Annotated in this window: 21 protein-coding genes; 10 read left to right on the forward strand and 11 right to left on the reverse strand. The window is 67.0% G+C overall.

The features are described from left to right. Positions 1-306: 306 nt before the first annotated feature. The 4 genes from P0086_RS15440 (at position 307) to P0086_RS15455 (ending at position 4,920) form a co-directional block, all read left to right on the forward strand. Positions 307-1,128 (forward strand): sulfite exporter TauE/SafE family protein, encoded by an 822-nt coding sequence (locus P0086_RS15440; protein WP_112600694.1) that lies wholly within the window; start codon positions 307-309, stop codon positions 1,126-1,128. 137 nt (positions 1,129-1,265) lie between these two features. Further along, the gene (locus P0086_RS15445; RefSeq protein WP_275787108.1) at positions 1,266-2,192 is read left to right on the forward strand and encodes an ABC transporter ATP-binding protein; all 927 of its coding nucleotides are present in this window, start codon (positions 1,266-1,268) and stop codon (positions 2,190-2,192) included. Further along, positions 2,189-2,950, forward strand: coding sequence for an ABC transporter permease (locus P0086_RS15450; RefSeq protein ID WP_112609822.1), 762 nt, complete (start codon positions 2,189-2,191; stop codon positions 2,948-2,950). The genes P0086_RS15445 and P0086_RS15450 overlap by 4 nt, the downstream gene beginning before the upstream one ends. Before the next feature lie 278 nt (positions 2,951-3,228). Next, positions 3,229-4,920, forward strand: a complete 1,692-nt coding sequence (locus P0086_RS15455) for a PAS domain-containing methyl-accepting chemotaxis protein (protein ID WP_275787112.1) — start codon at positions 3,229-3,231, stop codon at positions 4,918-4,920. A 72-nt stretch (positions 4,921-4,992) separates the two neighbouring features. On the opposite strand, the gene P0086_RS15460 is transcribed toward P0086_RS15455, so the two are convergent. Genes P0086_RS15460 through P0086_RS15470 form a run of 3 tightly spaced genes read right to left on the reverse strand, consistent with a single transcriptional unit; the run spans position 4,993 to position 6,730 of the window. Then, on the reverse strand, positions 4,993-5,691 hold the full coding sequence (locus tag P0086_RS15460; protein WP_275787114.1) for a TIGR02281 family clan AA aspartic protease: 699 nt from the start codon (positions 5,689-5,691) through the stop codon (positions 4,993-4,995). Beyond that, on the reverse strand, positions 5,688-5,909 hold the full coding sequence (locus P0086_RS15465; RefSeq protein ID WP_112600698.1) for a DUF1289 domain-containing protein: 222 nt from the start codon (positions 5,907-5,909) through the stop codon (positions 5,688-5,690). Before P0086_RS15465 ends, P0086_RS15460 begins: the two co-directional genes overlap by 4 nt. 38 nt (positions 5,910-5,947) lie before the next feature. Next, a complete protein-coding gene (locus P0086_RS15470; RefSeq protein WP_275787116.1) occupies positions 5,948-6,730 on the reverse strand; it encodes an adenosylcobinamide-GDP ribazoletransferase in 783 nt (260 codons plus the stop codon). A gap of 358 nt (positions 6,731-7,088) precedes the next feature. Between P0086_RS15470 and cobT the strand changes: the two genes are divergently transcribed. Together cobT and P0086_RS15480 are read left to right on the forward strand one after the other, a co-directional pair. After that, positions 7,089-8,105 carry a nicotinate-nucleotide--dimethylbenzimidazole phosphoribosyltransferase gene (gene cobT, locus P0086_RS15475; protein WP_148149846.1) on the forward strand — a complete coding sequence of 339 codons (1,017 nt, stop codon included), beginning with the start codon at positions 7,089-7,091 and terminating at the stop codon, positions 8,103-8,105. Between the two features lie 253 nt (positions 8,106-8,358). Next, positions 8,359-8,760, forward strand: coding sequence for a diacylglycerol kinase (locus P0086_RS15480; RefSeq protein WP_112600481.1), 402 nt, complete (start codon positions 8,359-8,361; stop codon positions 8,758-8,760). Between the two features lie 13 nt (positions 8,761-8,773). Here the strand turns inward: P0086_RS15480 and P0086_RS15485 are convergent, their stop codons facing one another. Beyond that, a complete protein-coding gene (locus P0086_RS15485; RefSeq protein ID WP_148178548.1) occupies positions 8,774-10,309 on the reverse strand; it encodes a HAMP domain-containing sensor histidine kinase in 1,536 nt (511 codons plus the stop codon). Between the two features lie 297 nt (positions 10,310-10,606). Between P0086_RS15485 and P0086_RS15490 the strand changes: the two genes are divergently transcribed. From P0086_RS15490 to P0086_RS15500, 3 genes are all read left to right on the forward strand, one after another. Next, positions 10,607-11,191, forward strand: a complete 585-nt coding sequence (locus P0086_RS15490) for a thermonuclease family protein (protein ID WP_275787120.1) — start codon at positions 10,607-10,609, stop codon at positions 11,189-11,191. Between the two features lie 11 nt (positions 11,192-11,202). Further along, a complete protein-coding gene (locus P0086_RS15495) occupies positions 11,203-11,847 on the forward strand; it encodes a uracil-DNA glycosylase family protein (protein ID WP_275787123.1) in 645 nt (214 codons plus the stop codon). Positions 11,848-11,915: 68 nt separating this feature from the next. Continuing rightward, the gene (locus P0086_RS15500; RefSeq protein ID WP_112600703.1) at positions 11,916-12,404 is read left to right on the forward strand and encodes an Lrp/AsnC family transcriptional regulator; all 489 of its coding nucleotides are present in this window, start codon (positions 11,916-11,918) and stop codon (positions 12,402-12,404) included. A gap of 83 nt (positions 12,405-12,487) precedes the next feature. Here P0086_RS15500 and P0086_RS15505 read toward each other — a convergent pair whose 3' ends face one another. Beyond that, positions 12,488-13,360, reverse strand: coding sequence for an NAD(P)-dependent oxidoreductase (locus P0086_RS15505; RefSeq protein ID WP_275787126.1), 873 nt, complete (start codon positions 13,358-13,360; stop codon positions 12,488-12,490). Positions 13,361-13,553: 193 nt separating this feature from the next. After that, on the reverse strand, positions 13,554-14,387 hold the full coding sequence (locus P0086_RS15510) for a methyltransferase (RefSeq protein WP_275787128.1): 834 nt from the start codon (positions 14,385-14,387) through the stop codon (positions 13,554-13,556). 136 nt (positions 14,388-14,523) lie between these two features. Here P0086_RS15510 and P0086_RS15515 point away from each other — a divergent pair, with 136 nt between their 5' ends. Further along, on the forward strand, positions 14,524-15,252 hold the full coding sequence (locus tag P0086_RS15515; protein ID WP_275787131.1) for a DUF2270 domain-containing protein: 729 nt from the start codon (positions 14,524-14,526) through the stop codon (positions 15,250-15,252). Positions 15,253-15,279: 27 nt separating this feature from the next. Here the strand turns inward: P0086_RS15515 and P0086_RS15520 are convergent, their stop codons facing one another. The 5 genes from P0086_RS15520 to P0086_RS15540 form a co-directional block, all read right to left on the reverse strand. Further along, on the reverse strand, positions 15,280-15,546 hold the full coding sequence (locus P0086_RS15520; protein ID WP_112609842.1) for an usg protein: 267 nt from the start codon (positions 15,544-15,546) through the stop codon (positions 15,280-15,282). A 158-nt stretch (positions 15,547-15,704) separates the two neighbouring features. Then, a complete protein-coding gene (locus tag P0086_RS15525; protein ID WP_275787134.1) occupies positions 15,705-16,535 on the reverse strand; it encodes an ABC transporter permease in 831 nt (276 codons plus the stop codon). Then, complete coding sequence (locus P0086_RS15530) at positions 16,532-17,335, reverse strand: ABC transporter permease (RefSeq protein ID WP_112615489.1); 804 nt, start codon at positions 17,333-17,335, stop codon at positions 16,532-16,534. Before P0086_RS15530 ends, P0086_RS15525 begins: the two co-directional genes overlap by 4 nt. A 302-nt stretch (positions 17,336-17,637) precedes the next feature. After that, positions 17,638-18,249 carry a LysE family translocator gene (locus P0086_RS15535; RefSeq protein WP_275787139.1) on the reverse strand — a complete coding sequence of 204 codons (612 nt, stop codon included), beginning with the start codon at positions 18,247-18,249 and terminating at the stop codon, positions 17,638-17,640. A 194-nt stretch (positions 18,250-18,443) separates the two neighbouring features. After that, on the reverse strand, positions 18,444-19,250 hold the full coding sequence (locus tag P0086_RS15540) for an AraC family transcriptional regulator (RefSeq protein WP_275787141.1): 807 nt from the start codon (positions 19,248-19,250) through the stop codon (positions 18,444-18,446). Between the last annotated feature and the right edge of the window lie 17 nt (positions 19,251-19,267).

Consider the following 19,267-nt stretch of genomic DNA (forward strand, 5'->3'; position numbering starts at 1 on the left):
TCGAAAGCCGGCCAAAGTGCGCGTCTAGGGTGCGTCGCCACGCCAACTCGATACAGGGCCCGGCGGGAGGGGATCCCGCAAGGGCGGCGCAGGAATTGCGGATGGTTCATCCATCCGTCCAGCCCCGGCAGGGGGACTGCGGGGGCGAGGCGCTGTCGCAATCATTGCGAGCGGAAAGCGCCCGGGCGACGCAGCGGCGGCTTCCTGCCTCGTGATCCACAGTGATTGAAAACGATCACCGTTTCGTGACAGTTAGAGCCCGTCGAGTCGATTTTCACACAGTGCTTCAGCAATCAGGAGTAGCCCATGCCGCCTGTCGCCGACCTCGTGCTGTTTGCAGCGGCGATCGCGGCCGCCGGCGTCGTGTCCGGGCTGCTGGCCGGCATCTTCGGCATCGGCGGCGGCGCCATCCTCGTTCCGGTCTTCTACCAGGTGTTCGGCTATCTCGACGTACCGGAGGCGGTGCGCATGCACCTGTCCGTCGGCACCTCGATCGCCATCATCGTGCCGACCTCGCTGCGGTCGTTCACCGCCCACAGGAAGCGCGGCGCCGTCGACATGGAGCTCCTGAAGGGCTGGATCGTGGCGTTGCCGGCCGGCGCCATCCTCGCCTCGGTGATCGCCGCCTATATCTCCTCGGAAGGGCTGCGGCTGATCTTCGTCGTCATCGCCATCCTGTTCGCGCTGCGCATGCTGCTCGACCAGCCGCACTGGCGGCTCGGCAGCGAACTGCCGAAGAACCCCTGGCGCTGGATCGCCGGCGTCGTCATCGGCACGCTGTCGGGTCTGATGGGCATCGGCGGCGGGGTGCTGAACAACACCTACATGACGCTCTACGGCCGGCCGATCCACCAGGCGGTGGCGACGTCCTCCGGCGTCGGCGTGCTGATCTCGATCCCGGGCATCTTCGGCTACATCTGGGCCGGCTGGGGCGATCCCGGCCTGCCGCCGTTCTCCACCGGCTTCATCAACTGGATCGCCGTGGCTCTGATCATCCCGATCGCGCTGGTGGTCACGCCCTATGGCGTGCGCATCGCGCATGCGCTGAGCAAGCGGCACCTGGAGATCGCCTTCGGACTGTTCCTGCTCTTCGTGGGCGCGCGTTTCCTCTACAGCATCTACGGCTGATAGGATATTTTTTCACCGGCGGGGATGAAAACCCGGCCCCGCCATCCCATATTGCCGCGGCATCCGCTTTGGGAGGGGCGATGCAGCCCGGCGCCCGCCGGCATTCCCTCCGCCTTCCATTCTGACGGTCCTACCCCATGGCGCCCATCGTTCGCATCGAAAACCTGACGAAAAACTACGCCAGCGGCTTCCAGGCGCTCAAGGGTGTCAGCCTCGACATCGAGGAAGGCGAGATCCTGGCCCTGCTCGGGCCGAACGGCGCAGGCAAGACGACGATGATCTCGATCGTCTGCGGCATCGTCACGCCGTCCTCCGGCCGGGTGACGGTCGCGGGCCACGACGTGGTGAAGGACTTCCGCCGGACCCGCGAGATCATCGGGCTGGTGCCGCAGGAGCTGACGCTCGACGCCTTCGAGACGGTCTTCAACACGGTCGCCTTCTCGCGCGGCCTGCACGGAAGGAAGCCGGATCCGGCGCTGATCGAGAAGATCCTGCGCGAGCTGTCGCTGTGGGACAAGAAGGACACGGTGCTGCGCCATCTTTCCGGCGGCATGCGCCGGCGCGTGCTGATCGCCAAGGCGCTGTCCTACGAGCCCAAGGTGCTGTTCCTCGACGAGCCGACAGCGGGCGTCGACGTGACGCTGCGCAAGGAGATGTGGCAGCTCGTGGAGCGGCTGCGGGCGACCGGCGTCACCATCATTCTGACGACGCACTACATCGAGGAGGCCGAGGAGATCGCCGACCGGATCGGCGTCATCAACCGCGGCGAGATCCTGCTGGTCGAGGACAAGGCGGAGCTGATGAAGAAGCTCGGCCGCAAGCAGCTGACCGTCGAGCTTTCCGAGCCGCTGTCGGCGGTGCCCGACGCGCTTTCCGCCTACAGCCTGCGGCTCGGCGACGGCGGCCAGTCGCTCGTCTACGACTACGACACGGCGAGCGAGCGGACCGGCATCACCGGCCTGCTTTCGGCACTGGCGGAGCAGGGGCTGCGGCTCAAGGACGTCTCCACCGAGCAGAGCTCGCTGGAGGACATCTTCGTCGAACTGGTCGGAGAAGCGAAATGAACATCGAGGCCATCAAGTCGATCTACGCCTTCGAGATGGCGCGCACGCGCCGCACGCTGATGCAGAGCGTCGTCTCGCCGGTCGTCTCCACCTCGCTCTATTTCATCGTCTTCGGGGCGGCGATCGGCTCGCGCGTGCAGGAGATCGACGGCGTGCCCTACGGCGCCTTCATCGCGCCGGGGCTGATCATGCTGACGCTGCTGAACCAGTGCATCGGCAACGGCTCCTTCGGCATCTACTTCCCCAAGTTCACCGGCACTATCTACGAGATCCTGTCGGCGCCGATCTCGACGGTGGAGATCGTCATCGGCTATGTCGGCGCGGCCGCGACCAAGGGGCTGATCATCGGCACCATCATCCTGGCCACGGCATCGCTGTTCGTCGACATCACCATCGCCCATCCGGTGATGATGGTGCTGTTCTTCGTGCTGACGGCGGTCAGCTTCAGCCTGTTCGGTTTCATGATCGGCATCTGGGCGAAGGACTTCGAGCAGCTCAACATCATTCCGATGCTGGTTGTCCCGCCGCTCGTCTTTCTCGGCGGCAGCTTCTATTCGATCGACATGCTGCCGCCCTTCTGGCAGGCCGTCAGCCACTTCAACCCGGTCCTCTATCTCGTCTCCGGCTTCCGCTGGAGCTTCTTCGAGATCGCCGACGTCAATCCCTGGATCAGCCTGGCGATCGTCGTGGCCTTCCTGGCCGCCTGCCTCAGTGTCACCGCCTGGATCTTCCGGACCGGATACAAGCTCAAGAACTGACGGAAGCTTTTCGCTTTTTCCATCTATGATTGCATGCGCTTATGCCCGTTCTGCGAGCATAGGCGCATGCGCGCCGTCGGCCGAAGCGGCAGGAACATGTGACCACGCTAAAAAGATGATGATTTCAGCGACATACGCGAAGGCGTTTGCGCAGCCTTAATCGAATGTCAACGCCTTGTGTCTAGACATATGGTGCAATCGCGTGCCCGCTACGGTAACATGAGTGTTGCCGCATATGTCCCTGTCCTGCATCTCCCCCTCATTACTGGAGCATAGCAATGTCGTTGCTTACGCGTGGCCGCGGTGCCGACGCTCGGGCCATCCTGAGCGCCATGGACCGGTCGCAGGCCATCATCGAATTCGATATGAACGGAAAGATCCTCACGGCCAACGAGAACTTCTGCCAGGCCCTGGGCTACGCGCTTTCCGAGATCGTCGGACAGCACCACAGCCTGTTCGTCGATCCGCAGTTCGCCGCCAGCGCGGAGTATCGCGCCTTCTGGGAACGGCTCGGGCGCGGCGAATTCGACCGCCAGCAGTACCGCCGGCTCGGCAAGGGCGGGCGCGAGGTCTGGATCGAGGCATCCTACAATCCGGTCTTCCGCGGCCGCACGCCCTACAAGGTCGTCAAGTTCGCGACCGACATCACCGCGTCGAAGCTGAAGAGCGCCGAGGATGCCGGCAAGCTGGACGCTATCTCCCGCGCCCAGGCGACGATCGAATTTTCGCTCGACGGGCGGATCCTCACCGCAAACCAGAACTTCCTCGCAGCACTCGGCTATCGCCTCGAGGAGATCGTCGGCGGCCATCATTCGATGTTCTGCGACCCGGATCACGTCGCAAGCCCGGCCTATGCGGCGATGTGGCAGAAGCTCGGCGCGGGCGAATTCGTGGCCGACGAGTTCATGCGCCTCGGCAAGGGTGGCCGGAAGGTCTACATCCAGGCTTCCTACAACCCGATCTTCGACATGAACGGCAGGGTGTTCAAGGTCGTGAAGTTCGCGACCGACGTCAGCGAACGCGTCCGCGCCGTCAACGAGCTCGGCGACGGCCTCCGGGAACTGGCCGAGGGCAACCTGGCGCAGACGCTGGAGACGCCGTTCATTCCGTCGCTCGACAAGCTGCGCCGGGACTTCAACGGTTCGGTCGGCAGGCTGCGCACGGCGGTCCAGGCGATCACCGACAATGCCGGCGTCATCGCCTCCGGTTCGCAGGAGATCCGCATGACGTCGGAGGGCCTGTCGCGCCAGCTGGAGCAGCAGGCGGCCGCCGTCGAGGAGACGGCCTCCGCCGTCAACGAGATCACGGTGACGGTGAACGAGACCGCGACCCGCGCCAACGAGGCCGGCACGCTCGTCGCCGACGCCAAGGCCAGTGCCGACCGGTCGGGCGAGGTGGTGCGCCGGACGGTCGAGGCGATGTCGAAGATCGAGGCGTCGTCCGCCCAGATCGCCGGCATCATCGGCGTCATCGACGTCATCGCCTTCCAGACCAACCTGCTCGCGCTCAATGCCGGCGTGGAAGCGGCGCGCGCCGGCGATGCCGGCAAGGGTTTTGCGGTCGTCGCGCAGGAAGTCCGCGACCTCGCCCAGCGTGCCGCGAACTCGGCCAAGGAGATCAAGTCGCTGATCGGCGTGTCGGAGCAGCACGTCCGCGACGGCGTCGGTCTCGTCGGCCAGGCGGGCGAGGCGCTGGAGCGGATCGCCGACCAGGTGACGCGCGTGCACGAGAACGTCGGCGCCATCGTGCAGGCGAGCCGCGAGCAGTCGCTGAGCCTGCAGCAGATCAACGAGGCCGTGGCTGCGATCGATCAGGGCACCCAGCGCAATGCCTCGATGGTCGAGGAATCGGCGACCGCCAGCAAGGGGCTGGCCGATGAGGCGGAAGCGCTCTTCGGACTGGTCAGCCAGTTCCGGACCGCCGGCACCTTGGCCGAACAGGGTGCGGCTGCGCAACGCAAGGTCGCCTGACGATCGCGCCCGTCGGGCCGAAATACCTTTGCCGGCAGGTCCCGGGGAGCCGATCGCTTCCCGGGATCTTCGTCAGTCGCGCAGGCGCAGTTCGTCGCCGCGGATCTCGATCGAGCCGAGCGTGCCGAGGAAACTCATGCCGAGCAGGCTCTGGTCCAGTTTTCCGGGTCCGGCGACCATGGCGCGAACGTCGCGCCGAAAGATCGGGCCGACGGCGAGGCTGACGAGGCGGACGGGCGCGGCCACCGCCGTGCCGTTGGCGGTCGACACCATCAAGCTGAAATCGAGCGTCTCCGGCTGCAGCCCGAGGCGCTCGGCATCGCCGTAGGACAGCACCACCGTGCTGGCGCCGGTGTCGACCAGCATACTCGCGTTTTTGCCGTTGATCCGGGCGTCGACCTGGAAGTGGCCGTGGTCCATCTTGTGCAGCACCAGAATCTGCTCGCCGGCGGGTCCGGTCGTCACCACGGCCCGGCCCGGCACCAGGCCGGCGCTCACGCGTTCGGCGACGGATTTCAGGTCGTCGCGATAGACGTAGCCCGCGACGAAGACGAGCATGATCAGGAGCCACAAGGCGGCGTTGCGCAGCGTCTCGCTCATGCGCCCGCGGGTCGCCACGAAGCCGGTGGCCAGCAGCGCGGCGAGGGCGGAAAGCTGGATCATCCGGCTGAAATCGTCATTGCCGAGGCCGAAGGTGCGGCCGTCCTGATGGTTCCAGAGCAGCATCGCCAGGCCGAAGCCGAGCACACCGAGAAGAATCCAAAACCTCATGCCTCGCCGCGCTCCCGCGCCATGCGTGCCCGGCGGGTCTCCCGCCGCGGCCTGCGCTCGATGGTCGACAGCCGCTCCGGCAGGATCGCCATCAGCGCGCGCCGTTCTTCCGGGCTGTACTGGACCCAGGCGCCGATTTCCTGACGCGTGCGGCCGCAGCCGAAACAGTAGCCGGTGACGTCGTCGATCGAACAGACGAGAATGCAGGGCGATTCCATCGTGGCTCCCGGTTACTCCTGAGACCAATATCGGAAGCTCAAAGGGCGAGCGCAAGGGCGCCGAGGGCGGCGATCTCCGCCAGCTGCTCGCTCGCCCCGATCGTATCGCCCGTATGCCCGCCGATCTTGTCGCGGACGATATCGGTGAAGGCGAAGACCGCGGCACAGACGGCGAGCGCCACCGAGGCGATGCCCAGGAGCGAGACGCCCGGCAGCAGGAACAGGATGGTGAGCGTCGCCCCGGAGGCGAGCGCGACCTGGACGGCTGCGGTTTCCGGCGCGCCGGCGGTCGCGGCGACCCCGTCGCGCTTTGCCGCCGGCAGCGTGTCCCAGTGCCAGACCATCGCCGCCCGGCTGCAGGCGGCGACGGCGAGCAGCGCAAGGGCGGCCGACACCGGGGAGAGCGAGGGCATGATCGCAGCCAGCGCAGAGGCGCGCAGGCCGAAGGAGAAGATCAGGGCGGCGACGCCGTAGGAGCCGACGCGGCTGTCCTTCATGATCGCAAGCGCGCTCTCCCTGTCGCGGCCGCCGCCGAGGCCGTCGGCGGCATCGGACAGGCCGTCCTCGTGCAGCGCCCCGGTGAGCAGGGTCTGCACGGCGAGGACGACGAAGGCGCAGAACAGCGGCGCGGTGTCCAGCATCCGCAGCATGCCGAGCAGGACCGCCGCCGGCAGGACGATCAGGACGGCGGCGACCGGAAAGGCGCGGACGGTGGCCGACAGGCGGCCGTCATGGCCGGCAAAGTGGCGCTGCGGCACGCGGATGCGGGAGAGGAAGGCCACGGAGCGGGCCACGTCGTCGATGTAGTCGCGGATGTCCACCTGCAGTCTCCCCGCCGCATTCCATGATGTCGCCCCGAAGTCGCGTCCGTCGCGTCCGGCTGGCGGGCGGCATCCTAGAGGGTGCCGCTGCGATTCGGAACCGGTCCGACGGAGCCGCCGGCGGCCGAATCGGCCGACGGATTCGGCTGCGGCGGCCGCCGGCCGGCCGCTATCCGACGCTGTTTGAACCGGCGGAACGCCTTGCCGATTGACGATTGCAAACCCTAGCGCATTCGTCGCACCCGGCATGCCGAAACGGCGACAGGCACCGGCGCAAATACGGTTGTCGGATCCGCTGCCGATCTCTAAGAGGAGGCGACCGACCCTTCCATGGAAGCAGAATACGAGGAATTCTCCAATGAGTGCCAGCGGTTTGCCGTTCGATGATTTTCGTGAGTTGCTGCGCAACCTGCCGGGACCGGACTCGGCGGCGCTGGTGGCGGCGCGCGAGCGCGACGCCCAGCTGACGAAGCCCGCCGGCGCGCTCGGCCGACTGGAGGAGATCGCTTTCTGGCTCGCCGCCTGGACCGGACGGCCGCCGGCCGTCACCCGTCCGCTGGTGGCGATCTTCGCCGGCAACCACGGCGTGACGAAGCAGGGCGTGACGCCCTTTCCGCCGTCCGTCACCGCCCAGATGGTGGAGAACTTCGCCGCCGGCGGCGCGGCCATCAACCAGATCTGCGTCACCCACGACCTCGGCCTGAAGGTGTTCGACCTGGCGCTCGACTATCCGACCGGCGACATCACCGAGGAGGCGGCCCTTTCGGAGCGCGACTGCGCCGCCACCATGGCCTTCGGCATGGAGGCCGTTGCCGGCGGCACCGACCTCCTGTGCATCGGCGAGATGGGCATCGGCAACACCACGATCGCCGCCGCCATCAACCTCGCGCTCTACGGCGGCACGGCCGCCGAGTGGGTCGGGCCGGGCACCGGCTCCGAGGGCGAGGTGCTGGCGCGCAAAGTCGCCGCGGTCGAGAAGGCCGTCGCCCTGCACAGGGACCATCTCTCCGATCCGCTCGAGGTGCTGCGCCGCCTCGGCGGTCGCGAGATCGCCGCCATGGCCGGCGCGATCCTCGCAGCCCGCATGCAGAAGGTGCCGGTGATCATCGACGGCTATGTCGCGACCTGCGCCGGCGCCGTGCTCAAGGCGGCGAACCCGGCCGCGCTCGACCACTGCCTGATCGGCCACGTCTCGGCCGAGCCGGGCCACATCCGGGCGGTCGAGAAGCTTGGCAAGACGCCGCTTCTGGCGCTCGGCATGCGGCTCGGGGAGGGCACCGGCGCCGCGCTCGCCGCCGGCATCGTCAAGGCGGCGGCCGCCTGCCACAGCGGCATGGCGACCTTCGTTCAGGCCGGCGTCAGCAACAAGGCGTAGCGGCAGGCGGTCCGAGCCGATCCGGTTCGTCCGGGCGTTGCGGACGGCGGCCGCAGGCCCGGCGCGCCGAAAGGCCCGGGCCGACGGCGCCTGCGGCCTTCATTCCGCCATCGAGGCTTCCTAAGGGGCCGGGCCGGAACCCGCCTCGGCGGCGAGGCGGGCCGCGCGATGCAATTCATTGTTTGCTCTTTGCGGGCATGATGTGGACACTATGTGAGGGCGATGGCGCGCAAGCCGCCAGCGAGAGAAAACGATGACCATGGCTGAAGGCAGGATCGACACGAGCCCGGTGAAGAAGCACAAGGGGCTCCGCCATCTGGCGGCGGCCGCGCGCTATTCGCTCGGCGGTGCCCGGCGGCTTCTCGGCGAGGCCGCCTTCCGCCACGAGCTTCTGGCCTTCGGCGCCGTCATGGTCGGCTTCGTCGCCACCGGCGCCAACCTCTTCCAGTATGTGGCGATGAGCATCCTGTTCCTGCTGATGATGGCCTTCGAGGCGATCAACACGGCGATCGAGGAGATCGTCGACCGGGTGTCGCCGGAAATCTCGGACATGGGCCGCAACGCCAAGGACCTCGGCTCGTTCGCCTGCTTCTGCCTGATCGTCGCCAACACCGTCTATGCGGCCTATGTGGTGATCTTCTCGCACTTCGTCTGACGGCGCGTCGGCCTCAGGCGAAGCTGCGGCGGCGCGGCGCCACGGTCTTGATCTCCTCGACCGGCGGCAGGCTCTGGAGCACCCGCTTGGCCGGCAGGATGGCGATCGCCTCGGTTCCCTCGCGCAGCTTCGACTTCAGGATGAACTCGCCATTGTGCTTGGCGAGGATCGCCTGGACGATCGGCAGGCCGAGGCCGGTCCCCTGCTCGGCGCTCTTGATCGCGATCGCGCCCTGGCCGAAGGCCGAAAGCACGATCGGGATTTCCTCCTCCGGTATGCCGGGTCCGTTGTCGCGGATCGACAGGTACTGCCCGCCGCCGGCGGTCCAGCCGACCTTGACGGTGATCTCGCCGCCCTGCGGGGTGAACTTGACGGCATTGGAGAGCAGGTTCAGCACCACCTGGCGCATCGCCTTCTCGTCGGCCCACACGTCCGGCATGTCGGTCTCGAACTGTTCGCCGATCGAGATGTTCTTGGCGCGCGCGCGCAGTTGCACCATGCCGATGCAGTCCTCGCAGATGTCGACCAGCCGGATCGCCTCCTCGCTGAGGTCGTACTTGCCGGCCTCGATGCGCGACAGGTCGAGGATCTCGTTGATCAGGTTCAGCAGGTGCTTGCCGGAATTGTGGATGTCGGCGGTGTATTCCTTGTAGACCGGATTGTTCAGCGGCCCGAGCACCTCCGTGCTCATGACCTCGGAAAAGCCGAGGATCGCGTTCAGCGGCGTCCGGAGCTCGTGTGACATCGAGGCGAGGAAGCGGGACTTGGCGAGGTTGGCCTCCTCGGCGCGCCGGCGCGCCTCGTCCGACATCGATTTCGCCACCTCGAGCTCGGCGATCAGGTCGTCCTTCTCCGACTGGAACGACAGCAGCTGCCGGCTCGTCTGGCGCATGCGCTTGGTGATGAAGACCAGGAAGACGAGGGCCACGGAGATGAACGCCGTCATGCCGAGCACGATCGGCTCCGGCTTGCGCGTGGCGTTGTACACGAGTGCTGCGACCGTCGGCAGGAACGCGTAGAGCACGGCGTTGCGCAGCATCAGCGCGCCGATCGAGGTGACGCAGAGCACGACCAGCAGCACCGTTCCCTTGTAGAAATCGAAGCTGTTTCCGCCGCAGGCGTCGCACTGCTGCAGGGCGAAGACGGCCCAGCCGCCCCCCATCAGCACCTGGGCTGCGAGCAGGAGCCGGTGCCAGCGCCGGACCTCCTCGGGCTCGAGGCCATTCTTGCGCACGTGCTTGGCCAGAAGGATGCTGATCGCATGCAGGCTGAGCGCCAGCAGGCCCCAGGCGATGAAGGCCGGGTCGCGGGTCAGGTAGAGGCCGAGGCCGGTGATCGCGAAGACCAGGAGCGGCATGACCAGCGCGCCGTTCAGCACCGCGTCGATATAGAGCAGCAGCATGTCGCGCTCGAAGGCCGGCGACGTCCCCGTGGCCGTCTGCAGCCGCTCGCGGGTCGCGCGCACGGCGCGCGAGACAGCCCTGTTCCTGTGGCTGCGCGATCGGTCGACGATGATCTTGTCGGTCGTGGTACTGACGCCGGGACCCATGGCCTGTGCAACTGTTGCGGTTAGCATATGAAGTCTATGGTGGAATTCTTAAGAAGATGCTGCCGGGCATTAGCGATTTGCGAACCATTTCGACGCTAAGGCCAAAAAGCCGCGCGGGCCTTTCGGGGGAGGTGCGGCAGGCTGACAGAGACAGCAGCAAGACTTTGATTTCGCGCATGACTTCCGGTTCGCTGCAGGATCGGAAAGCGCATGCGCAGCGTCGGGGCGGACAGGCCCCGGCGGTATGGCATAACGCGGCATGATGGCCGGACCGGGCGGACGCCAAGGGTGCATACGATGGTGGGTTACAGTTTTGTCTATCGCAGGAGGTGGGGCGACCTCGTCGTCACCGCGGCGATCCTGGCGCTGATGGCGCTGATCGCCCTGCGCCTCGACGATCGACCGGCGCCGGAGCTGTTCGCAGGGACGGCGCGGGCTGCCGACGGCGACACGCTGACGGTGGACGGCCGCCGGATCCGCCTGTCGGGCATGGACGCGCCGGAACTGACGCAGATCTGCAGCCGCGGCGAGGCGGACTGGTATTGCGGCGCGTCCGCGCGCTCGCACCTGGCCGAGATGCTGCGGCGCGGCGCGATTGCCTGCAGCCTGATCGGCACCGACAAGTACGATCGCACGCTTGCCCGATGCCGGATCGGCGAGGAAGATGTCGGCGAGCGGATGGTACGCGACGGCCTGGCCGTGTCCTATGGCGACTATGCGGAGGCCGAGAGCCAGGCGCGCCAGGAGGGCAAGGGGCTGTGGAGCAGCACGTTCGACCGCCCGCAGGACTGGCGGCGGCGGCACGGCCGACCGCAGGAGGAGCCGCATGTGCCGGTGGAAAGCCATCTGGGTGCCATTCTGCGCTTTTTCGGGCTCGGCTGACGGAGGCTGCCGTGACGGCGGCCGCGGCTGACGGGTCCGGGATCGAGGCGCTGCGGCAGGCGATCGCCCGCTGCCGGATCTGTCGCGATGCGCCGCAGGGCGGCGACGCCTTCCGGCTGCCGCACGAACCGCGTCCCGTCGTCGTCCTTTCCGACCGGGCGCGCATCCTGATCGCCGGGCAGGCGCCGGGCCTGCGCGTGCACGAGACCGGCCTGCCGTTCAACGACGCCTCGGGCGACCGCCTGCGCGACTGGCTGCAGGTCTCCCGCGAGGAATTCTACGATCCCGACCGGTTTGCGATCGTGCCGATGGGGTTCTGTTTCCCCGGCTACGACGCCGCGGGCAGCGATCTGCCGCCGCGGCGGGAATGCGCGCCGCAGTGGCGGGCCGCCGCCATGGCCGCAATGCCGCAGATCCGCCTCGTGCTCGCGGTCGGCCAGTATGCTCAGGCCTGGCACCTCGGCGCGCAGCGGGAGCGCTCGATGACTGAGACCGTGCTGGCCTGGCGGCGTCATCTGGAGGGCGTAGCCGGCGTTCCGGTCTTGCCTCTGCCGCATCCGAGCTGGCGCAACAGCGGTTGGCTGAAACGCAATCCCTGGTTCGAGGACGAACTGCTGCCGGAGTTGCGAAAGCGGGTGAAAACCTTGATTGGCTGAAATATCGTTCTTTATTTTGCCGTAAGACTGGTTCAAATAGGAAATTCGTTTCAATGAAGGGAGTATCCATGGACCGTCTCGACCGCAAGATCCTGCGTCTGCTGCAGGAGGATTCGACGCTGGCCGTTGCGGATCTTGCCAAGAAGGTCGGTCTGTCCACGACGCCGTGCTGGCGGCGGATCCAGAAGATGGAAGAGGACGGCGTCATCCGCCGGCGCGTCGCCCTGCTGGACCCGGTCAAGGTCAACACGAAGGTCACCGTCTTCGTGTCGATCCGTACGAGTTCGCATTCGACGGAGTGGCTGAAGCGGTTCTCGGAAGTGGTGGTGGAGTTTCCGGAAGTGGTCGAGTTCTACCGCATGAGCGGCGACGTCGACTACCTGCTGCGGGTGGTGGTGCCCGATATCGCCGCCTACGACGCCTTCTACAAGCGCCTGATCGCGCGCATCGAGATCCGCGACGTCTCCTCGAGCTTCGCCATGGAGCAGATCAAGTACACGACCGAGCTGCCGCTCGACTACATGATGGTGGACAACCAGAAGTCCGCCGAGGACTGAGGTCCGCCGCATCCGGCGCCCCTTGTCGACCCGAGGTCCTGACCCGGCAGCGCCTGTGCGCACTGCCGGGTATCGGTTTTCGTCTACTTCCGCTCCAGCCGCGCCAGCAGCGACGAGGTATCCCAGCGGTTGCCGCCCATGTCCTGCACGTCGCCGTAGAACTGGTCGACGATGGCGGTGACGGGGAGGCGGGCGCCGTTGCGCTTGGCTTCCGCCAGCACGATGCCGAGGTCCTTGCGCATCCAGTCGACCGCGAAGCCGAAGTCGTACTTGCCCTCGTTCATCGTCTTGTGGCGGTTCTCCATCTGCCAAGAGCCGGCCGCGCCCTTGGAGATCACCTCGACCACCTTCTCGATGTCGAGGCCGGCCCGCTTGCCGAAATGGATGCCCTCGGCCAGGCCCTGGACGAGGCCGGCGATGCAGATCTGGTTGATCATCTTGGTGAGCTGGCCGGCACCCGACGGCCCCATCAGCCCGACCATCCGGGCATAGGCCTCGATGACCGGCCTGGCCTTTTCGAACGTCGCCGCGTCGCCGCCGCACATGACGGTGAGCACGCCGTTCTCGGCGCCCGCCTGGCCGCCGGAGACCGGCGCGTCGATGAAGCCGCAGCCCTTGCTCCGAGCGGCCGCGTCGAGTTCGCGGGCGACCTCGGCCGAGGCGGTGGTGTTGTCGATCAGGATCGCGCCGGGCTTCATGCCGGCCAGCGCCCCGTCCTCGGCGATCGTCACCTGGCGCAGGTCGTCGTCGTTGCCGACGCAGATGAACACGAAGTCGGCATCCTTCGCAGCCGCAGCCGGCGTCCGCGCCGCCTTGCCGCCGAATTGCGCCGCCCATTTCTCGGCCTTTGCGAAGGTGCGGTTGTAGACGGTGACGTCATGACCGCCCTTGACCTTGAGGTGGCCCGCCATGGGATAGCCCATGACGCCGAGCCCGATGAATGCGACGTTTGCCATGCTTCCTACTCCTGTGATCGTCGCCGACGGGTTTAGCCGAATCGGCGGCGAGGCGGAAGGCCAGGCGACGCCACCGCATGCTCGGGCTGCGGCTCGCATGAAGGCGCGACCGCGAGACAGCGAGCAGCGCAGAGCGCTGCCGAGGCAGAGCGCCGTCGCCGGGTGGAGGGCGGCATGGGGAAGGGGCTGTCGCCTATGCCTCGCCGCGGTAGCGGGCGATGACGAGTTGGCCGGCGATGGGGTCGCCTTCTTCCATCCGCACGGTGATGTCGGTGATTTCGACGAGGTCGAAGCCGGTGGCCTCCAGGCGGTCGCGCAGGTAGCTTTCGGCATGGGCGAAGCGCTGGTGCGGGCCGACGACGAAGCCACCGCCGGCAAAAGCTTCGGCGGGCAGCGTCTCGGACGAGAAGACGAACAGGCCGCCGGCGTTGAGGTTGTCGGCGGCGCCGAAGAACAGCGGCTCGAGCGCGCCGACATAGGGGAGCACGTCGGTCGCGGTGATGAGGTCGAACGGCTCGTCGTCGTTGTCGTCGAGGAAATCGACGGCCTCGGCCACGTAGAGCGTCTCGTAGAGATCCTTCTCATGGGCGACCTCGACCATGTTCTCCGACAGGTCGACGCCGGTGATGTTCTCGGCCATGTCACGCAGCGTGCCGCCGGTGAGGCCGGTGCCGCAGCCGAGATCGAGCATCCGCCCGAACGGCCCGAGTTCCAGCGTCTGCAGGCGCTGGCGCACCAGCACCGGGACGGCATAGCCGAGCTGGTCGACGAGCACGTCCTCGAAGACCTCCGCATGCTGGTCGAACAGGGTCGCCACATAGGCGTCGGGTGCCTTTTCCGGCGTCTCGCCGCGGCGCATCGAGGCGAGACGCACGGCGGCGCCGCCGTGGTCCTCCGGGTCGAGCGCCAGAACCTCGCGATAGGCCGCCGCGGCGGCGTCGAACTGCCCGGACTTCTCCAGGGCGAGCGCGCGGTTATAGGCTTCGGCGAGGGCTTCTTCGTCTATCTTCTTCATGATCGGTGTCATAGGGCCGGGCAAGGCGTTTGGCAATGACGGCAGCATCCCGGCCGGAGTCGGAGAAATGTCGGAAATTGACATTTCACAAGCGGAACAAAGAGGAGCATCATTCGCTTCAACAGAAACGGCAGAAGGGAGGCTGGCGATGTCTGGGGAGGTGACTGCGCTGTCGGCTAAGGCGCAAAAGGAGCCGAATCCGTCGCCGGCCCAGCCCACGACCTCGACGGAGGCCATCAATCTGATGGTCCACTACTATCGCGGCGAGATGGGGCGGATGGCCGGCTGGCGCGACCGGATCGACCGCACCACCAACTGGGCGATCACCGTCGTGGCGGCGCTTCTGTCGGTGTCGCTGTCGACGGCGAACTCCCACCATGGGGTGCTGCTCTTCGCCATGCTGCTCGTGACGCTGCTGCTTCTGATCGAGGCGCGCCGCTACCGCTTCTTCGACGTCTATCGCGCCCGCGTCCGCCAGGTGGAGAAGAAATACTTCGCCGAATTCCTGCAGCCGCGTGGCGATCTGGCGCCGGACTGGGGTGCCGCGGTCGCCGCCAGCCTGCGCAAGCCGGAATTCCTGATCAGCTACCGCGACGCCACCTGTCGGCGGCTGCGGCGCAACTATTCCTGGATGTACCTCATCCTGCTGCTGGCCTGGGCGCTGAAGATCTCCTCCTCGACGATGACCGAGAACCCGAGCAGCAGCGTCGATGTGGCGCTCTCCTTCGAGCAGGTGCTGAAGAATGCCGCCTTCGGGCCGATCCCGGGCGCCGTCGTCCTCGCGATCGTCCTGTCCTTCTACGCCATCATCCTGGCCGGCGTGTTCCACCGCGACCGGGCCGAGGGGGAGCGGGTGCGCGGCGAGGCGCACGTCTGAGCGGGTTCGGCCGGCCGCAGGAGCATCTCAGTGCAGGATGAACTCGCCCTTCAGCGCCCGCCATTCCGAAGCCGAGATCAGCTTGCGGTGAACGTAGCGCACCGAGTGCAGCGGCCCGTCCAGCTTCTCCTGCCAGAACTTCAGGAACTGGCGCATTTCGGGAAAGTCCGGCGCCAGGTCGTAGTGCTGCCAGATGTAGGTCTGCAGCAGCGAAGGATGGTCCGGCATGCGGTAGAGGATCTGGGCCGTGGTCATGCCGTAGCCCTTGAGCTGCAATTCCATGTCCGATGTCATTCAGGACCTCGTTCCATCGTGAATGATGGAACCATGATCGGACGATCGCCGCCGCAAGGCAATTGTCTTTTTTCATCGATGACAATGAATAGTCTTTTAAAACAATGGCTTGGCAGCCAACTGCGACGAGTGCTGCCAGGGCCTGCGGCCGGTTGCCGTCACCGCTTGAGGTGACGGGTCAGCCGCGCCTCCAGCCAGGCCCAGACATTGCGCATCAGCTCGACGATCAAAAGGTAGAGCAGGGCGGCCCAGAGATAGGTCTGGTAGTCGAAGGTGCGCGAGAAGGCGCGCCGGGTCTCGCCCATCAGGTCGAAGACGGTGACGATCGAGACAATCGCCGAGCCCTTGATCATCAGTATGATCTCGTTGCCATAGGGGCGGAGCGCGACGATGAGGGCCTGCGGCAGGATGATCTTGAAGAAGGTCACCCGTTCGGGCAGGCCGAGCGAGGCGGCGCCCTCGTGCTGGCCGCGCGGCACGCTCTCGATGGCGCCGCGCAGGATTTCGGCCTGGTAGGCGGCGGTGTTCAGCGTGAACGTCAACAGCGCGCAGTTCCAGGCGTCGCGGAAGAAGCCCCACAGGCCCATCGCCTTCAGCTCCGCCGAAAAGCTGCCGAGACCGTAGTAGACGAGGAAGAGCTGGGTGAGGAGCGGCGTGCCGCGGAAGAAATAGACGTAGGCGTAGGCCGGCCAGGACAGGAATTTGTTCTTCGACATCCGCGCGAAGGCGAGCGGCAGCGAGACGATCCCGCCGAGGGTGATCGAGATGGCGACCAGGAGCAGCGTCACGCCGAGGCCGGACAGGTAGTTCGGCGCGTATCGGGAGAACTTCGCCTGATCCCAGCCGCCGACGACGGTGAGGAAGATGCCGACGGCGAGCGCCAGCCAGATGCCGAGGGCGGCACTGCCGACGAAGCGCGACAGCGTGTAGGGGCGGGCCGGTACGGGCGGCGGCGCCTGCGGCGGCAGAAGGGTGCTGACGACGCTCATCGGCGCACCTCCGACCGCTGCACCCGCGCCTCGATCATCGCGAAGACGATCGAGGACAGGAAGGCGAGCACGAGGAAGAGGATGCAGGCGATGGCGTAGAACAGGAACGCCTCCTTGGTGACGCGCGCGGCAATGCCGGTCTGCCGCAGGATGTCCGACAGCCCGACGACCGAGACCAGCGCGGTGTCCTTCAGAAGCGCCATCCACAGATTGCCGAGGCCGGGCAGGGCGATGCGGACGAGCTGCGGCACGATGATCAGGCCCATGGTGCGGCCGTGATGCAGGCCGAGCGCGTAGCCGGCCTCGTACTGGCCGCGCGGGATGGCGCGGAAGGCCGACAGCAGCACCTCGGAGCAATAGGCCGAGAAGACGACGCCGAGCGCGATCATGCCGGCGACGAAGGCGTTGATTTCGACCGCCTGGTCGTAGCCGAACGCCGAGAGCAGGTTCTGCACCAGGATCTGCAGGCCGTAGTAGACGATGAACAGGGTGAGCAGTTCCGGCAGGCCGCGGAAGATGGTGGTGTAGATGTCGGCGGCGAGCCGGAGCGAGCGCTCCTGCGACTGCTTGGCGAGCGCGATGAAGAAGCCGATGATGAGCCCCAGCGGCAGCGTGGCGACCGCGAGGCTCGCGGTGACGAGAAAGCCGACCGCGATCTCGTCGCCCCAGCCGGTATCGCCGCAGGACAGGAGCGTATCGCCGGCGAACCAGCGGAACACGCCGGCTGGGCCGCACAACGGATCGACGAAGCCGAGAAATGCGGAAACCGCCTCCGCGATGGCGGAAAAGAACCCGCTCATGCCTAAAGAACCCCCGGGGCGCGTTTCGCGCTCGTCTTGCGGCGCTTCGAACGCCTTCTGATTGCGGCAGTTCTCAAACAAAAAACACCGGAGGGCAAGCCCCCCGTCCCCAACTTGGCTGCGGAATCGTCGCGGACGGTCATGCCGAACCGCGTTCCGGCGCCCACGATCGGGGGATTCCGCCCGCCGGAAAGGCCGGCGTGACGCGGTCTGCACCGGCACCTGTCGCACGGCGGCTGCTTTTTCGACGTCGCAAGATGCCGACGCAAACGACTGATTTCCCGAGGCAAAGGCTTTGAGCGCTATCGCTGGGCGAGGGCGAGTTGCGCGGCGAGGCCCGCGAAGGCGGCCGAAAAGCCGCGCCGCATCCAGGTCTGGACCGAGGCGCTGGCGATGACGTGCCGCCGGACGGCCGCGGCAAAAGCGCCATAGGCGGAGAAGACCACGAATGTCAGCGCCATGAACACGAGACTCAGTTCGAGCATGCGACCGACGGGGGATGGCTCGTCCGGCCCGACGAATTGCGGCAGGAAGGCGAAGAAGAAGATCGAGAGCTTGGGGTTCAAGAGGTTGATCAGGATGGCCGAGACGATCACCTGCCGGACGCTCCTGTCGCAGGATTCCGCGTCGAGGCTCAGCAGGCTGCGATCACGAAACATCGCCCAGGCCATGAAGAGCAGGTAGGCGACGCCGAGGTATTTCAGCGTCTGGAAGGCGAGCGCGCTGGCGTGCAGCACGGCGGCGAGCCCGCTGACTGCCGCCAGCATGTGCGGAAGGATGCCGAGCGTGCAGCCGAAGGCGGTGACGAGACTGGCGCGCACCCCGCCCGAGAGGCCGGCCGCGACCGTGAAGATCGCGCCGGTGCCGGGCGAGGCGACGATGACCAGGGAGGTCAGCAGAAATTCCAGCGTCATGGCAACTCCATTCGTATCGCGGCGAGGGCCGGCCGGCGCGCGGCGCGCGCCCCGGCCGGCGGGGGCGTCAGGGGCGGCATCACGCCCGCCGTCCCGGCGCCATGGCGGGGAGCGGAAAGGCAGGATGGCGGCCCGGTTGTTTCGGGCCTTATGCGCCATGCGGTCGCGCCCCGTCTTGAAGGAAATTGCGGGGGTCAGTTCATCGCCGCGGCATAGACCCCGGGCGACATGCCGTAGGCGCGCACGAACAGCCGGGTCATGTGGCTCTGGTCGGAAAAGCCGGATGCGATTGCGGCATTGGCCAGCGGCGCACCGTCCGCGATCATCCGGCGCGCCTGCTGCAGCCGTCGCTGGACGAGATAGGCATGCGGGGTCAGCCCCGTGGCCTTCGCAAAGCCTCGCAGAAGCTGGAACTGGCTGATACCGCCGATGGCCGCCAGCTCGGCGAGCGACAACGGCGCGGCCGGGTCGTCGTCGATGCGGGCGCGTGCGCGGTCGATCGCCCGCGGCACGCGGGGCCGCATCCGATCGCGGGGTTCGATGAAGCGCGAAAGCAGCAGGAGCAGGTTTTCCGCGCCCTCGATCTCGCTATGTCCGCCGTGCGGATCGGTCATGGCGCGAAAGAGGGTCAGGAAATGCGCCGCCGACGCCGGATCGCGCAGCACCGGGCGTGTGAGCTCGGCACAGTCGGGGTTGCCATCGGTCAGGGCGCGGATCGGGCCGGTAAGCGCCGTCGGGTCGAAATAGAGCATCCGCCACGCCCGGCCGCGCTCTCCGAGCGGCGCGCCGTCATGCACCTCGCCGGGATTGACGGTGATGACGTCGCCGGCTTCCGCCTCGACGAGGCCGCGCCCGCTCAGGGATTTCTGCGCGCCGCGGACGATGACGCCGATCCCGAACTGGTCGTGCGTGTGCCGGCCGAACGCATGCGCCGTATCCGCAGAAACGGCGGTGACGCCCTTCATCCCGCAACGGCTGATCTGGAACTGCGCTTTTGTCATGGTGCCGATACCTTGTC

Source organism: Mycoplana sp. MJR14, assembly GCF_029210525.1.
Classification (GTDB): Bacteria; Pseudomonadota; Alphaproteobacteria; order Rhizobiales; family Rhizobiaceae; genus Mycoplana.

Excerpts from the sequence above, each read along its gene's own strand:
- P0086_RS15540 (WP_275787141.1), bottom strand. The coding sequence starts at position 19,250 with ATGACAAAAGCGCAGTTCCAGATCAGCCGTTGCGGGATGAAGGGCGTC.
- P0086_RS15515 (WP_275787131.1), top strand. The coding sequence starts at position 14,524 with ATGTCTGGGGAGGTGACTGCGCTGTCGGCTAAGGCGCAAAAGGAGCCG.
- P0086_RS15500 (WP_112600703.1), top strand. The coding sequence starts at position 11,916 with ATGGACCGTCTCGACCGCAAGATCCTGCGTCTGCTGCAGGAGGATTCG.
- P0086_RS15490 (WP_275787120.1), top strand. The coding sequence starts at position 10,607 with ATGGTGGGTTACAGTTTTGTCTATCGCAGGAGGTGGGGCGACCTCGTC.
- P0086_RS15520 (WP_112609842.1), bottom strand. The coding sequence starts at position 15,546 with ATGACATCGGACATGGAATTGCAGCTCAAGGGCTACGGCATGACCACG.
- P0086_RS15485 (WP_148178548.1), bottom strand. The coding sequence starts at position 10,309 with ATGGGTCCCGGCGTCAGTACCACGACCGACAAGATCATCGTCGACCGA.
- P0086_RS15455 (WP_275787112.1), top strand. The coding sequence starts at position 3,229 with ATGTCGTTGCTTACGCGTGGCCGCGGTGCCGACGCTCGGGCCATCCTG.
- P0086_RS15480 (WP_112600481.1), top strand. The coding sequence starts at position 8,359 with ATGACCATGGCTGAAGGCAGGATCGACACGAGCCCGGTGAAGAAGCAC.
- P0086_RS15530 (WP_112615489.1), bottom strand. The coding sequence starts at position 17,335 with ATGAGCGGGTTCTTTTCCGCCATCGCGGAGGCGGTTTCCGCATTTCTC.
- P0086_RS15440 (WP_112600694.1), top strand. The coding sequence starts at position 307 with ATGCCGCCTGTCGCCGACCTCGTGCTGTTTGCAGCGGCGATCGCGGCC.
- P0086_RS15510 (WP_275787128.1), bottom strand. The coding sequence starts at position 14,387 with ATGACACCGATCATGAAGAAGATAGACGAAGAAGCCCTCGCCGAAGCC.
- P0086_RS15505 (WP_275787126.1), bottom strand. The coding sequence starts at position 13,360 with ATGGCAAACGTCGCATTCATCGGGCTCGGCGTCATGGGCTATCCCATG.
- P0086_RS15465 (WP_112600698.1), bottom strand. The coding sequence starts at position 5,909 with ATGGAATCGCCCTGCATTCTCGTCTGTTCGATCGACGACGTCACCGGC.
- P0086_RS15445 (WP_275787108.1), top strand. The coding sequence starts at position 1,266 with ATGGCGCCCATCGTTCGCATCGAAAACCTGACGAAAAACTACGCCAGC.
- P0086_RS15460 (WP_275787114.1), bottom strand. The coding sequence starts at position 5,691 with ATGAGGTTTTGGATTCTTCTCGGTGTGCTCGGCTTCGGCCTGGCGATG.
- P0086_RS15450 (WP_112609822.1), top strand. The coding sequence starts at position 2,189 with ATGAACATCGAGGCCATCAAGTCGATCTACGCCTTCGAGATGGCGCGC.
- P0086_RS15525 (WP_275787134.1), bottom strand. The coding sequence starts at position 16,535 with ATGAGCGTCGTCAGCACCCTTCTGCCGCCGCAGGCGCCGCCGCCCGTA.
- P0086_RS15535 (WP_275787139.1), bottom strand. The coding sequence starts at position 18,249 with ATGACGCTGGAATTTCTGCTGACCTCCCTGGTCATCGTCGCCTCGCCC.
- cobT (WP_148149846.1), top strand. The coding sequence starts at position 7,089 with ATGAGTGCCAGCGGTTTGCCGTTCGATGATTTTCGTGAGTTGCTGCGC.